Origin of the sequence: Methylocystis sp. L43 (assembly GCF_015709525.1) — a bacterium.
Taxonomy (GTDB): domain Bacteria; phylum Pseudomonadota; class Alphaproteobacteria; order Rhizobiales; family Beijerinckiaceae; genus Methylocystis.
Genome location: NZ_JADNRA010000032.1, coordinates 131,058 through 144,932 on the forward strand (window position 1 = coordinate 131,058; position 13,875 = coordinate 144,932).

Below are 13,875 nucleotides of genomic sequence, written 5' to 3' on the forward strand. Positions count from 1 at the left end.
GAAACGAGGACGTTATGTCGAACGCAGCCCAAGACTTCATCGCCGGGCTCCCGAAGGCGGAGCTTCACCTTCATATCGAGGGAACGCTGGAACCCGAGATGGCCTTCGCGCTCGCCGAGCGCAACGGCGTCAAGCTCCCGTACGCCTCCGTCGAAGCGATGCGAAAGTCTTACGATTTCCAAAACCTCGCGGACTTTCTCGATCTTTATTATCAGGCGACGCAGGCGCTGTTGATCGAGCGAGACTTCTACGATCTCTCTCGCGCCTATCTCGATCGCGCCCGCGAGGAGAACGTCCGCCACGTCGAGATCTTTTTTGATCCGCAGGCGCATATGCGCCGGGGCGTTTCCTTCGGCGCAGTCGTGGAGGGATTGAGCGCTGCTCTGAACGACGTCGCGCGCGAGGGCGGGCCGACGTCGCGGCTCATCATGTGCTTTCTGCGCGATCTTGACGAGTCTGACGCTTTGGCCACGCTCGAAGCGGCGCGCCCTTGGCTCGATCGCATCACGGGAGTCGGGCTGGATTCCGCAGAAGCCGGAAATCCGCCGGGCAAGTTCACTGAGCTTTATGAGCGCGCCCGTTCGCTCGGTCTGCGCGCCGTGGCGCATGCGGGGGAAGAGGGACCCGCCGCCTATGTCGCCGAAGCTCTGGACCGCTTGAAGGTCGAGCGCATCGATCACGGCGTTCACGCGATCGACGACGCGGCCCTGGTTCAGCGGCTCGCGCGGGAACGAGTTCCGCTGACCGTCTGCCCGCTGTCGAATATACGCCTCTGCGTCTACCCCGATATGCGCGCGCATCCGATTCGGCGGCTCTTCGAGGCGGGCGTCGTCGTGACCGTCAATTCCGACGATCCGGCCTATTTCGGCGGCTATGTGAACGAGAACTACCGCGCGATTCAGCGCGCGTTCGAACTCGGTGCCGCCGAATTGACCCAGCTCGCGAAAAACAGTTTCAGCGCCTCCTTTCTTTCTGACGATGAAAAGAAAGAGAGGATCGCCGCGGTCGACGCCTATGCGCAAGCGCAGGGCGCGTAGCGCATCGCCTAGTCGTCGCGGCGCCCGCGAAACCCTGTCGCCAAGACATAGAGCTCTGCCGAACCCGCGCGGCTCGCCTCCGGCTTGACGTGCCGCACCGTCGCGAAATCGCGCTTGAGCCGCGTGAGCAGCTGGCCTTCGGTTCCGCCCTGCAGCACCTTGGCGATGAAGAAGCCGCCCTTCGCCAACACGTCGCACGCGAAATCAGCGGCAAGCTCGGCGAGCGCGACGATGCGCAGATGATCGGTCGCCCGATGGCCGGTGGCGTTCGCGGCCATGTCCGACATCACGCCGTCGGCCTCGCCACCGAGCATGTTCTTGATGAATTCCGGCGCGTCGGGATCGTTGAAATCCTTCACCGCGAATTCGACGCCGTCGACCGCCTCCATGTCGAGAAGATCGACCGCGACGACTTTGCCCTTGCCCTCTTTCGCCTTCACATGCGCGGCGGCGACCTGTGACCAGCCGCCAGGCGCGGCGCCAAGATCGACGATGCGGTCGCCCGGCTTAAAGAGGTGATAGCGATCATCCATCTCGATGAGCTTATAGGCGGCGCGCGAGCGGTAGCCCTCGCGCTTGGCGCGCGCGACATAAGGATCATTGAGCTGGCGCTCCAACCATAGCGTCGAGGAGAGCGACCGCTTGCGCGCGGTCTTGACCCGCGTCTTGAGGGATCGTCCGCCTTCGCGCCCGGACTCTTTCGTCACGCGTGCACCTTGTCGCGCGGGCTGAAGACGCCGCCGGGCGCCGGCTCCATGACGATGTCTCGATCGTGGAAGGCGTGCAGCGTCGACCGATGGCCGATCGAGACGATCGTCGTGCCGGGCAGCCGCTCGCGCAGCATGGCGTAGATCTCTTCTTCGAGCTGCTCGTCGAGCGCCGACGTCGCTTCGTCAAGGAAAAGCCAATCCGGCTTGGCGAGAAGCGCGCGGGCGATCGCGACGCGCTGCTGTTCGCCGCCTGAAAGCCGCTGACCCCAGTTGTTTTCCTCGTCGAGTCGCTCCAGGAATGGCGCAAGCCGCGCTGCGCGCAGCGCTTCCTGCACTTCAGCGCGCGAGTAGTCGTCGACGTGGCCTGGATAGACGATCGCTTCGGCCAGCGCGCCCATGGGGATGTACGGCCGCTGCGGCGCGAGCATGACCTTCGCGCCGCGCGGAGTCAGCACCTCGCCCGAAGCGTAAGGCCAGATGCCGGCGATGGCGCGAAACAGCGTCGACTTGCCGGAACCCGACGGGCCGGTGAGCAGCGCCGGCTGGCCGGCGGCGAGCGTCAGATCGTCGACCGTTACAATTTGGCGTCCGTCGGGCAAAGCAAGCGTCAGCCCGCGCAGGCGAATGTCAGCGCCGTCAGTCGGAGAGATAATTTGCGTCGCGGACGTCTGCTGGCGAGCCGTATCGATCGCGTGGTCAAAGGACGTCAAGCGGTCGAGCACGGACTTAAAATTGGCGAGAGAGGTGTAATAGTTGATGAAGAAGGTCAGCGCGCTCTCCACCCGCCCGAAGGCGCTCGCCGTCTGCGTCATGACGCCGAGCGTAATGCGCCCGGCGAAATAGAATGGCGCCGTGATCACGTAAGGAATGATCGGCGACAACTGTCCGTAGGTGGAGGTGAACGCCATCAGCTGCTTGCGCTTCTGCACGATCGCCAGATAGTTGACGATAATGCCGGCGAACCGCCGCAGCAGCGAACCGCGCTCGGCGGGCTCGCCGCCAAGCAGGGCGATCTGCTCGCTGTATTCGCGCATACGCGCCAGGGAAAAGCGGAAATCCGCCTCGCGTCTCTGCCGATCGAAGTAGAGCCCGGTAAGAGAGCGGCCGATAAGATGCGTCACCAGCGTTCCCACCAACGCATAGAGCAGGACAACCCAGAACAGGAAACCGGGAATATAAATGTCAGTTCCGGGCAGCGGATAATTGCCCGACAAATCCCACAGCACATAGGCGAAGGAGACAAGCGAACTCAAGGTGGCGATCAGCAGAATTGAATAGGAGTAGACGCCATAGCCTTCCTCCCCGCCGCTGATGAAGCGATTGACGTCCTCGGCGATGCGCTGGTCCGGATTGTCAGCGCCGCTCCCGGCGAGCGCCATGCCGTAATGCGTGTGCGCGCCGAGCCAGCGCTCGATGTAATGCCCCGTCAGCCAACGGCGCCAGCGGATGATCAGCATCGACTGCAGAACGAATTCTATGATCACGGAGGCGACGTAAACGAACGCCCATGGCGTGAACACATAGAGGAGCTGTCGCCAGAACTCCCCGGCGTTCTTCTCCTGAATAGCGTTGAACCAATCGCGATTGAAGAAGGACAGGCGCACGGTGATGCCGACCTGTCCTTGGTTGAGGAGCACCAGCACCACCACCATCGCGATGGCGATGGCGCTCTCTCTCGCCGCAAAGGGCTGAAACGGCCAGACGCGCCCCTCGCCACGATCGCGCGAACTGAAATAAAGATCGGAGATACGCGTCATCTCCTGGACGACGGGAATATGCGAGATCGCGTAAACGATGATCGAGAACACCGCCACGGTGAGCGGCATGGTTTCGGGCGGCGCATAGTCTTTCAGCGACTCTGGCCACAAGCCTTCCGCCTGGGCGAGGCCGATGACTCCGAAGACGATCGTCTCCGTTGAAAAAATGAAGGCGAAGATTTTCAGGAAGCTCGACATGTCGGCCGCGCGCCATGTCGTATAGGCGCAGAGCGCCGTCGCGGCGACGAGGACGAATAGGCTGGAGTCGCCTTTATGGGCGCCGACCAGCGCGGTCAGCGCCGCGAAGACCGCGACCGCCACGCTCAATTTCTGCATCGTTCACCTTGGATCTGAGAAGCCGCTCGGCTCGCCGCGACCGCATCGCCGGCGACTACCGTCTATCCCCATCATAGAGGAGTCAGTCCTCTTCAGGAATGACCGCGTCGCCATTGACATGCGCAACGAGCACGGGCGAGGCCTTAAAGGTCAGCACACGGCGCGATGTTATCGTGGCCTCGACGCCAGTTTTGGGATTGCGGCCGATGCGCTCACGCTTGGCGCGCACGTTGAAGGTCCCGAAAGAACGCAGTTTTACGGATTCGCCGCGCAGCAAAGCTTCGCTGATCTCGTCAAAAGTCGCGTCCAGGATTTTGCGCGCTTCGGCGCGGGACAGCGTTGGGCAGCAGCCATAGACGGCCTCTCGCAGCGCCGCCCGCGTCAAGGTGCTGCCCGGAGCGGTTCTCCTTACCATGCGAAAAGAGCGCCCAATGATTGTTCTGTTGGGACTGGGCTGAACACAACTCCCCCTCGAAGCTTCTGGCAATCGCAACATGGCAATAAATGGGCGCGGCGCCCGTGGCGGCATAGTACGCATAAACAACCGATTTGCAAGGGCGATCACGTGTTCTACGCCCCGACGAAACGGCGGGACGCTGACCTGCGGGCAGGCGATGGCGGAACCCCTCAAACCGCCAGTTTCACCTTGTGTTGCGCCACCGGGATCATGGCGCGAATTTTACGAATGCGGTCGACGTCCACATAGGACGATACGAGCCCCGGCCCTTCGGAAGCCTTCGCGACGACTTGGCCCCAGGGATCGGCGATCAGAGAATTGCCGTAGGTGAAGCGCGTCTCATGCCCGGCCTTATGCGCGCCCGTCTGCGCCGGCGCGCAGAGATAGGCCTGCATCTCGATCGCGCGCGCGCGGCACAGCACTTCCCAATGGTCCTTGCCGGTCACCAGCGTGAACGCCGCCGGCAGCGCGACGATATCCGCGCCCTGATCCGCGAGCGCCTGGAAGAGATATGAAAATCGAAGGTCGTAGCAGATCGCGCAGCCGACGGTGACGCCCTCGCAATCATAGGTGACGACGGCGTCGCCGGGCTTGAACGCGGCGCTCTCGTGATATTTCGCCCCGTCCGGCGCCGTGATGTCGAACATGTGGATCTTGCGGTAGCGCGCCACCTCCTCGCCCTTGCGATTGAAGGCGACGCTGGTGTTGTGCAACCGCTCCTCGCCAGGCGCTTTTTCAAGAATGGACCCGGCGTGTATGAAGACCTTGTGCTCTCGCGCGAGCGCCTGGCACATTTCATAAGCGGGGCCGCCCGGAAGCTCCTCGGCGGCCGCCATCTTCTCGGCGCGCGAGCCGCCGATGAAATCGAAGACCTCAGGCAGACAAATCCAGTCGGGACGCTCCTGAACCACGGCGCGCTCGATCAAAGCGCGGGCGTTGGCGAGGTTCAAGGCCTTATCGCCAACGGAATTCATCTGAACCAGAGTAACCTTCATCGACCGCCCGATTGTTCGCCGTTGCTCGCGCGACCCTCAGTCGCATCCTAACGAATAGCGCCGCTCGCTCATTATACGTCGCTGGCGCCGAAGGTATAGGTCGAATCGCGCTTAACGCGACAACGTCGCCGATCGGTTGAGATCGCGAAAGCCGGCGCGCAACGCTGCAATGCAAAATTCCACCATTTGCGCGCTCGTCGGCGTCGGGCGATCGGCGCATTCCACCATCAGCCGCGGGTGGCAATAGCGAATACAGGCGGCGTGCACCAGCCGCGCCGCGAGCTGCGCATCGCCCTCAGCAAATTCGCCGCTCTCCATGCCAGAGCGAATGACGTCCTCGAGCGCAGCGTCGATTCGGTCGATGTGATCCGAGATGATCGGCCAATTCTCGTCGAGCGCCGCTTCCACCATGTCGTGCAGCTTGCGGTCGGCGACGTAGCGCTCGGCGTTCATCGCCTCATTGGACAGGATGAGCGTGCGCAGCCGCTGCTCCGCCGAACCAGGCCCATGCGCGATGCCCTGCGCCGATTGTTCGACTTCGTTCATCAGATGGCGGGCGACGGCGGCGTTGATTTCCGATTTGGCGCCAAAGAAGCGATAGACGTTGGCCGGCGACATCCGCAATTCGCGGGCGATATCCGCGACCGTGGTCTTTTGGAAGCCGATCTCGCGAAAGAGCCGCTCTGCGGTCGCGATGATTCTCGCGCGCTGCTCGGTCTCGCGCGCGTTCTGCGCGCTTGCTCCCATCACGCTCATTCGGCCGCTCCCCTCGCCAGCGCGTCGGCCAGAGTCTGGACTCGCGCGCCTTTGGCTTCGGCCAATCCCTCGCCAAGATGACGGCGGAACCATGTCGCGTAAAGCGCCGGCAGGAACAGAACGGTGAGGAACGTCGCGACAAAAAGCCCGCCCATGATGGTCAGCGCCATCGGCCCCCAGAAGGCGGAGCCCGATAGCGGAATCATGGCGAGAATCGCCGCGAGCGCCGTCAGCGCGACGGGACGCACGCGCCGAATTGTCGCGCCGATGATCGCCTCACGATATTTCTCGCCGCGCTCGAGATCTTGTCGCACCTGATCGACGAGAATGATCGAATTGCGCATGTCCATGCCCGAGAGCGCGATGAGGCCAAGCAGCGCGACGAAGCCGAACGGCGCGTGAGCGACATTGAGCGCGAGCGAGGCGCCGATGACGCCGAGCGGCGCGCTCACCATCACGAGCGCGACGCGCGTGAAGTTCTGCAGCTGGAACATGACGATCGTCAGCATGACGAGGCCGACGAGCGGAAAAACCGCAAAGATCGACGCGTTGCCCTTCTTCGATTCCTCGATCGCGCCGCCAATCTCGATGCGATAGCCCGGGGGAAGATGCTCGCGAATCTGCGCAAGCTGCGGCCAGATGCGCGTCGTCGCGTCCGGCGCCTGCACGCCGTCCTTGACGCCCGAGCGCACCGTGATGCTCATGTCGCGATTGCGCCGCCAAAATATCGGCTCTTCGTGGTCGTAGACGATCTTCGCGACCTGCGAGACCGTCACCGCTTTGCCGTCGCGCGCATAAATCACCATGTCGCCGATCCTCGAGAGATCGCCGCGCTCCTGAGGAATGGCGCGCGCGACCACTTCGACCTGATCGATCCCGTCGCGCAATGTGGTGATCGTCACGCCGGAAATCGCCAGACGCAGCCTGTTCGATACATCCTGCGGCGTCAGCCCGAGGAGCCGCGCGCGATCCTGATCGATGACCAGTCGCACGCGCGGCGTCTGCTCGTTCCAGTTGAGATGCGGATCGTCGACGCCCGCGTCGCCGCGCATCACGTCGCGCACCTGATAGGCGATGGCGCGGACGGTCGCGGGATCGGCGCCGACCACGCGAAACTGCACGGGAAATCCTACCGGCGGCCCGTAATAGAAGCGATCGACGCGCGCGCGCGCCTGCGGCAGAGCGCCGTTGGCGATGGCGGTCTCCAGCTTCTTCTTCAAGCGCTCGCGCGCCGGGATGTCCTTGGCGACGATGACGATCTCGGAATAGGCTTCGTTCGGGAGCTGCGGATTGAGGCCGAGCCAGAACCGCGGCGGCCCCTGTCCGACATAGCTCGTGTAAAGGGCCGCGTCGGGGTCGTCCTTGAGGAGCGCCTCGGCCTGTTTCGCGGCCTCGAGCGAAGCGCCGATCGACGAACCTTCGGGAAGGCGCAACTGGAGGAAGAGCTCCAGGCGCTCTGCATAGGGGAAGAACTGCTTCGGCACGACGAAGAAGCCGAAGACAGCGAGCGCGAAAACGCCGATCACGCCGGCGATCACAACGCCGCGATAGTCGACCGCCCAGGTGACGACGGCGCGGAGCCAGCGATAAAAGGGCGTCCGATAGATCTCCTCCGGATCGCGATGCGGATGCAGCTTGGCGAAATCGGGAAGAAGCTTCACGCCGAGATAGGGCGTGAACATCACCGCGACGAACCATGAGGCGATCAGCGCGACGAGCAATACCCAGAACATCGAACCTGTATATTCGCCGACTCCGGAATTGGCGAAGCCGACGGGCAGAAATCCCGCGGCGGTCACGAGCGTGCCGGTCAGCATCGGAAAGGCCGTCGAGTCCCAGGCGAAGGTCGCAGCTTTGATCCGATTGAAGCCCTGCTCCATCTTCACCATCATCATCTCGACGGCGATGATCGCGTCATCGACAAGAAGGCCGAGCGCAATGATCAGCGCGCCGAGCGAGATGCGCTGGAGATCGATGCCGAGCGGCCCCATGAAGATGAAAACGATGGCGAGCACCAAAGGCACGGAGAGCGCGACGACGATGCCGGTCCGAAAGCCGAGCGAGAGAAAGCTTACGCCGAGCACGATCACCAGCGCCTCCAGGAAGGAGCGGGTGAATTCGCCGATCGCCTCTTCGACGACCTTCGGCTGATCGGCGATCTGGTCGATGTCAATGCCGACCGGCGTCTTGCCGCGTATCTCCTGGACCGCTGCGCCGACGTTCTCGCCGAATTTGAGGACATTGGCGCCCTTTCCCATAACGACGCCGACGACGATCGCCGGCTGGCCCTTGAAGCGCGCGAGAAAACTCGGCGGGTCTTCGAAGCCGGCGTAGACATTGGCGATGTCGCCGAGGCGGATCACCTTGCCGTTCGCTTCGATGGGAATCGCGGCGATGGCGTCGGCGCCTTTAAGATCGCTCGTCACCTGAACCCGCACGCGGTTCGACGAGGTCTCGAACACGCCGGCGTCATTGATGGCGTTCTGCTTGGAGAGCGAATCGAAGACGGCCTGAGGCTGGATCGCCAGGCTCGCGAGCTTCGCCTCGCTGAATTCGACAAAGATGCGGCGTCCCTGATCGCCATAGACGTCGACTTTGATCACGTCCTGGACGGCGAGCAGCCGTTGGCGCAGCGTCTGGACCACCTTGTCGAGGACATGATAGTCGGCGCCGTCGCCAGTCACCGCATACATCACCGTGTCGACGTCGCCATATTCGTCGTTCACTTGCGGGCCGCGCACGCCGGCGGGCAGCGTCGGCGCGATGTCGTCGAGCTTCTTGCGCAACTGATAGAAGAGCTGCGGCACGTCCTTTGGCGGCGTCGTGTCCTTGAAGGTCACCTGCATCGCCAGAAAGCCGGGCTTGGTGTAGCTCTCGATCTTGTCGAGGAAGGGCAGCTCCTGAAGCTTCTTCTCCATCAGATCCGCGACCTGATCGCGTATCTCGGTGGCTGTCGCGCCTGGCCATGAGGCCGTCACGACGGCGACCTTGATGGTGAATGACGGATCCTCGGCGCGTCCCAGCCGCATGTAGGAATAGACGCCCGTCAGACTGATCGCGATCATCAGAAACAGCATCAGCGTCGGCCGTTGAACGGCCCAGCGCGAAAGGTTTACGCCAGCCATGGCCGGACCCTCAAAGCGATTGCCGCGAGATCACGCGGACTTTTGTGTTGGGATCGAGCTTGTGGACGCCGAGGACGACGATGTTGTCGCCATCCTTGACGCCGCCGGCGACGAGCGCGACGTCGGCTTCGAGGCGCACCAATGTCACCGGAACGAGCTGCAAGTTCCCCTCGCCGTCCACTTTCCAGAGCGAGGGTCCGGAGCCCTGATTGTAAATCGCCGAGAGCGGCACGCTGACGACGGGCTGCGCATCCGAAGCGGTAATGTGCAGCGTGGCGCTCATGCCGAGCGCGACGGCGGCATCCGGATTGAGGATGGAGAAGCGCGCCGCGAAGGTGCGCGTGACCGGATCGGCGGCGGGACTGAGTTCGCGCAGCTTGGCGCGATAGACCGCGCCGGGCTTCGACCAGAGCGTCAAGGTCGCCACGCCCTTTCCGGCCGCCGCGGCGAACGCCTCCGGCAAGGCGACGGCGGCTTCCAATTCGCCGGCATGGGCAATGCGCACCGCAGGCTGCCCCGCCGCGACCACTTGCCCGGGATCGACGAGCGTTTGCGTGACGACGCCGTCCGCCCCGGCGCGCAGCGTGGCGTAGTCCAGCGCGTTGCGGGAGAGTTCGACCGCGCGTTCGGCCCGTCGGAACCGCCCGCGCGCTTCCTCGCCGCCGGCGCGCGCGCGATCGAGCGCCGCCTGGGCGGTCCATCCCTTGGCGCGCAGTTCGGCGGCGCGCCTTTCATCGGCGACGGCCTGAGTTTGCGCCACCCGCGCCGCGGCGAATTCGGCGTCGGACTGCTCCTTCTGCAGCCGCAGATCCTGCTCGTCGAGCGCCGCGATCGGGTCGCCAGCCTTCACCCGCTGACCAACTTCGACAAAGCGTTTGACCACCTTCCCGGCGACGCGAAAACCTTGATCGGACTCCACCCGGGGACGAATGGTGGCGACAAATTCGCGCGCTTGCGACTGCGCGGCGTAGCGCGCCGGCGCGACGAGCACCGGCCGCTCGGAGCGCTCGCTCTCTTCGGCGGACCGCTCGGCCTTGCCGTCACAGCCGGCGAGCGCCACTGTCAGAACTGCAGCGAGCGCATAAAGACCCAAGCGATAGCTGAGCATTGAACCCCGTCCATTGACGCCAGAGCCGCGTTTAGTTCCTTCTGACGATTTTCAATAATCGTCAGTCGTCAGCAATTGGTCAACAGGAAAGACAAATTTGTTGAAGCGACACCGTGCTCGAAGCGCTGGCTAAACCGGCCCGGTCCGCGACGGAGCGCGCCCGGCGCAGCCCGGACGCCTTGTCGCACGGAAATGATTCTTCTATATGCGGCCTGCTCTTGCGGCCGGGTGAGCGCAACACAATCTTGGGAGAGCTAAGCGTGGAGGATCGCGCGGCGGGCTCATGGCGAGCCGCCGTCCTTCGCCTTTTGAACCGGACCGCTTCGGGGTCCGGCGTTCACCAGCGAAAGGAAACGATATGGGCAAAATTATCGGCATCGACCTCGGCACGACCAATTCCTGCGTGGCCGTCATGGAAGGGTCGAGCCCCAAGGTGATTGAAAACGCCGAAGGCGCCAGGACGACGCCTTCAATCGTGGCGTTCACCGATGACGGCGAGCGTCTTGTAGGCCAGCCCGCCAAACGTCAGGCGGTGACCAACCCCGATAAGACCTTCTTCGCCATCAAGCGTCTGATCGGCCGCACCTACGACGACCCGATGACCAAGAAGGACATGGGTCTCGTTCCCTACAAGATCGTCAAGGCGAATAATGGCGACGCCTGGGTCGAGGCTTCGGGCAAGCAATATTCGCCCTCTCAGATTTCCGCCTTCATTCTGCAAAAGATGAAGGAGACGGCCGAGGCTTTTCTCGGCCAGACGGTCACCCAAGCCGTCATCACCGTTCCCGCCTACTTCAACGACGCTCAGCGCCAGGCCACCAAGGACGCCGGCAAGATCGCCGGGCTCGAGGTGCTGCGCATCATCAACGAACCCACGGCGGCGGCGCTCGCCTATGGCCTCGACAAGAAGCAGTCGGGCACGATCGCGGTTTATGACCTCGGCGGCGGCACATTCGACGTGTCGATCCTGGAGATCGGCGACGGCGTCTTCGAGGTGAAGTCGACGAACGGCGACACGTTCCTTGGCGGCGAAGACTTCGATATGCGTCTCGTCGAATATCTCGCGGGCGAGTTCAAGAAAGAGCAGGGCATCGACCTCACGAAGGACAAGCTCGCTCTGCAACGCCTCAAGGAGGCGGCCGAAAAGGCCAAGATCGAACTCTCGTCGGCGACGCAAACCGAAATCAATCTGCCTTACATCACCGCCGACGCCACCGGACCCAAGCATCTGACGCTGAAGCTCACGCGCGCGAAATTCGAAGCGCTCGTCGACGATCTTATTCAGCGCACGGTGGAGCCCTGCCGGAAGGCGTTGAAGGACGCCGGCCTGTCGGCGGCTGACATCGGCGAAGTGGTGCTTGTGGGCGGCATGACCCGTATGCCCAAAGTGCAGGAGGTCGTGAAGCAGTTCTTCGGCAAGGAGCCGCACAAGGGCGTCAACCCTGACGAAGTCGTCGCCATCGGCGCCGCGGTGCAGGCAGGCGTGCTGCAGGGCGACGTGAAGGACGTGCTGCTGCTCGACGTGACGCCGCTGTCGCTGGGCATCGAGACGCTCGGCGGCGTGTTCACGCGCCTCATCGACCGAAACACGACGATCCCCACCAAGAAGAGCCAGGTGTTCTCGACGGCCGAAGACAATCAGACCGCCGTCACCATCCGGGTCTTCCAGGGCGAACGCGAGATGGCCGCGAACAATAAGCTGCTCGGCCAGTTCGACCTCGTCGGCATTCCGCCGGCGCCGCGCGGCATGCCGCAAGTGGAAGTGACCTTCGACATCGACGCGAACGGCATCGTCAACGTCACGGCGAAAGACAAGGCGACGAACAAGGAACAGCAGATCCGCATCCAGGCGTCTGGCGGCCTCAGCGACTCCGACATCGACAAAATGGTGAAGGACGCCGAGGAGCACGCCGCGGAGGACAAAATCCGCCGCGAACTCGTCGACGCCAAGAACCATGGCGAGGCCGCGGTGCACGCCGCGGAGAAATCCGTCGCCGAATTCGGCGACAAGGTTTCGGCCGCGGACAAGAGCGCCATCGAAGCCGCCATCGCCGCGCTGAAGAGCGCCGTCGAGGGCGACGACGCCGACGCGATCAAGGCCAGGACCAACGAATTGAGTCAGGCCTCGATGAAGCTCGGCGAGGCGATGTATAAGGCGCAGCAGGCGGACGCCTCAGGGACGGGCGCGTCCGAGGAGGCGCCCAAGGACGACGTGATCGACGCGGAGTTCAAGGACGTCGGCGACGACAAGAAGTAAGCCGGGACTGGCCATAGCCGCTTCGATGCGGTAGCGAAACGGGAACCCGGCGCGAATACGCCGGGTTCCCTTGCGTTCATGTGATCGCGGCCAGGGCCGCCGCGCACCATCAGAAATCAAGCATGTCCAAACGCGACTATTACGAAGTTCTGGGCGTAAGCCGCACAGTAACGGAAGTCGAATTGAAGATCGCCTTCCGTAAGGCGGCGATGCAGTGCCATCCTGATCGGCACCCGGGCGACAAGCAGGCGGAAGCGCGTTTCAAGGAATTGAACGAAGCCTATCAGTGCCTGTGCGACCAGCAGAAGCGCGCGGCCTATGACCGTTTCGGCCATGCCGCCTTCGATCAGGGCGGCGGCTTCGGCGCCGGCGAGGGCTTCGGCTCCTCCATGGCCGACATTTTCGAGGATCTGTTCGGCGACGTCATGGGGCGACGCAGTCGCTCGGGCGGCCGCGAGCGGGGCTCGGATCTGCGCTACAACATGGAGATCACCCTCGACGAGGCCTATCACGGCAAGGCCGCTTCGCTGAAAATCCCCACCTCGGCGACCTGCGAGCCCTGCGCGGGAACGGGCGCCAAAAAAGGCTCCAAACCGAAGACCTGCGCGACCTGCGGCGGCATGGGACGCGTGCGCGCCCAGCAGGGTTTTTTCGCGATCGAGCGCACCTGTCCGACCTGCCAGGGGCGCGGCGAGACGATTGAGAATCCCTGCCCCGCTTGCGCCGGCGCCGGGCGCAAGACGATCGAACGCTCGCTGTCCGTCAATGTGCCGCCGGGCGTCGAGGACGGCACGCGCATCAGGCTCGCCGGCGAAGGCGAGGCGGGGCTTCGGGGCGGTCCGTCCGGCGACCTCTACATTTTCCTCTCGGTGAAGCCGCATCCGTTTTTCCAGCGCGATGGGGCGGATCTCTATTGCCGCGTGCCGATCTCGATGGTGCGTGCGGCGCTCGGCGGCGAGATCACGGTGCATGCGCTCGACGGCTCCGAGGTGACGCTCAAAATTCCCGAGGGCGCGCAGTCCGGACGCCAGCTCAAGGCCAAGGGCAAGGGCATGCCGGTGCTGCGCGGGCGCGACCAAGGCGACCTGCATGTGCAGATCAGCGTCGAGACGCCGCAAAAGCTCACCAAGCGCCAGAAGGAGCTCCTCGCCGAATTCGAGGAGGAGTCCTCGCATGACACGCATCCCGAGGAGACTGGCTTTTTCGCGCGGATGAAGGATCTGTTCGGCGGTTAGGCGGCGGAGTTCTGTGACGCCACGTTGTTTTTGACGCGCGGCTCTCCTATCATCCGCCCAACGGCCCTCCGATCGCGGGGGCCGTTTGCGCGTTTTATCGCG

Annotated in this window: 10 protein-coding genes; 3 read left to right on the top strand and 7 right to left on the bottom strand. The window is 63.6% G+C overall.

Annotated elements, in window-relative coordinates:
- Positions 1-14: 14 nt before the first annotated feature.
- Entirely contained in the window at positions 15-1,037 is a 1,023-nt protein-coding gene (locus IYX23_RS13050; protein WP_196393924.1) for an adenosine deaminase, read from the top strand.
- An 8-nt stretch (positions 1,038-1,045) separates the two neighbouring features.
- Here IYX23_RS13050 and IYX23_RS13055 read toward each other — a convergent pair whose 3' ends face one another.
- From IYX23_RS13055 to IYX23_RS13085, 7 genes are all read right to left on the bottom strand, one after another.
- Positions 1,046-1,744 carry an RlmE family RNA methyltransferase gene (locus IYX23_RS13055; RefSeq protein WP_196393925.1) on the bottom strand — a complete coding sequence of 233 codons (699 nt, stop codon included), beginning with the start codon at positions 1,742-1,744 and terminating at the stop codon, positions 1,046-1,048.
- Positions 1,741-3,840 carry an ABC transporter ATP-binding protein/permease gene (locus IYX23_RS13060; RefSeq protein ID WP_196393926.1) on the bottom strand — a complete coding sequence of 700 codons (2,100 nt, stop codon included), beginning with the start codon at positions 3,838-3,840 and terminating at the stop codon, positions 1,741-1,743. The genes IYX23_RS13055 and IYX23_RS13060 overlap by 4 nt, the downstream gene beginning before the upstream one ends.
- A gap of 82 nt (positions 3,841-3,922) precedes the next feature.
- The gene (locus IYX23_RS13065; RefSeq protein WP_196393927.1) at positions 3,923-4,255 is read right to left on the bottom strand and encodes an integration host factor subunit alpha; all 333 of its coding nucleotides are present in this window, start codon (positions 4,253-4,255) and stop codon (positions 3,923-3,925) included.
- Positions 4,256-4,467: 212 nt separating this feature from the next.
- Positions 4,468-5,292 carry a carbon-nitrogen hydrolase family protein gene (locus tag IYX23_RS13070; protein ID WP_196393928.1) on the bottom strand — a complete coding sequence of 275 codons (825 nt, stop codon included), beginning with the start codon at positions 5,290-5,292 and terminating at the stop codon, positions 4,468-4,470.
- A gap of 111 nt (positions 5,293-5,403) precedes the next feature.
- Positions 5,404-6,048, bottom strand: coding sequence for a TetR family transcriptional regulator (locus IYX23_RS13075; RefSeq protein ID WP_196393929.1), 645 nt, complete (start codon positions 6,046-6,048; stop codon positions 5,404-5,406).
- Positions 6,045-9,173: an efflux RND transporter permease subunit gene (locus tag IYX23_RS13080; protein WP_196393930.1), complete on the bottom strand. Its 3,129-nt coding sequence runs from the start codon at positions 9,171-9,173 to the stop codon at positions 6,045-6,047. The genes IYX23_RS13075 and IYX23_RS13080 overlap by 4 nt, the downstream gene beginning before the upstream one ends.
- Positions 9,174-9,183: 10 nt before the next feature.
- Positions 9,184-10,281 carry an efflux RND transporter periplasmic adaptor subunit gene (locus IYX23_RS13085; RefSeq protein WP_196393931.1) on the bottom strand — a complete coding sequence of 366 codons (1,098 nt, stop codon included), beginning with the start codon at positions 10,279-10,281 and terminating at the stop codon, positions 9,184-9,186.
- Between the two features lie 358 nt (positions 10,282-10,639).
- Here IYX23_RS13085 and dnaK point away from each other — a divergent pair, with 358 nt between their 5' ends.
- Both dnaK and dnaJ read left to right on the top strand, forming a co-directional pair.
- Positions 10,640-12,538 (top strand): molecular chaperone DnaK, encoded by a 1,899-nt coding sequence (dnaK, locus tag IYX23_RS13090; RefSeq protein ID WP_196393932.1) that lies wholly within the window; start codon positions 10,640-10,642, stop codon positions 12,536-12,538.
- 122 nt (positions 12,539-12,660) lie between these two features.
- Positions 12,661-13,773 (top strand): molecular chaperone DnaJ, encoded by a 1,113-nt coding sequence (gene dnaJ, locus IYX23_RS13095; RefSeq protein WP_196393933.1) that lies wholly within the window; start codon positions 12,661-12,663, stop codon positions 13,771-13,773.
- Positions 13,774-13,875 lie beyond the last annotated feature (102 nt).

Coding starts and splice junctions, on each gene's coding strand:
- IYX23_RS13050 (WP_196393924.1), top strand. CDS start 15: ATGTCGAACGCAGCCCAAGACTTCATCGCCGGGCTCCCGAAGGCGGAG.
- IYX23_RS13060 (WP_196393926.1), bottom strand. CDS start 3,840: ATGCAGAAATTGAGCGTGGCGGTCGCGGTCTTCGCGGCGCTGACCGCG.
- IYX23_RS13065 (WP_196393927.1), bottom strand. CDS start 4,255: ATGGTAAGGAGAACCGCTCCGGGCAGCACCTTGACGCGGGCGGCGCTG.
- IYX23_RS13070 (WP_196393928.1), bottom strand. CDS start 5,292: ATGAAGGTTACTCTGGTTCAGATGAATTCCGTTGGCGATAAGGCCTTG.
- IYX23_RS13075 (WP_196393929.1), bottom strand. CDS start 6,048: ATGAGCGTGATGGGAGCAAGCGCGCAGAACGCGCGCGAGACCGAGCAG.
- IYX23_RS13080 (WP_196393930.1), bottom strand. CDS start 9,173: ATGGCTGGCGTAAACCTTTCGCGCTGGGCCGTTCAACGGCCGACGCTG.
- IYX23_RS13085 (WP_196393931.1), bottom strand. CDS start 10,281: ATGCTCAGCTATCGCTTGGGTCTTTATGCGCTCGCTGCAGTTCTGACA.
- dnaK (WP_196393932.1), top strand. CDS start 10,640: ATGGGCAAAATTATCGGCATCGACCTCGGCACGACCAATTCCTGCGTG.
- dnaJ (WP_196393933.1), top strand. CDS start 12,661: ATGTCCAAACGCGACTATTACGAAGTTCTGGGCGTAAGCCGCACAGTA.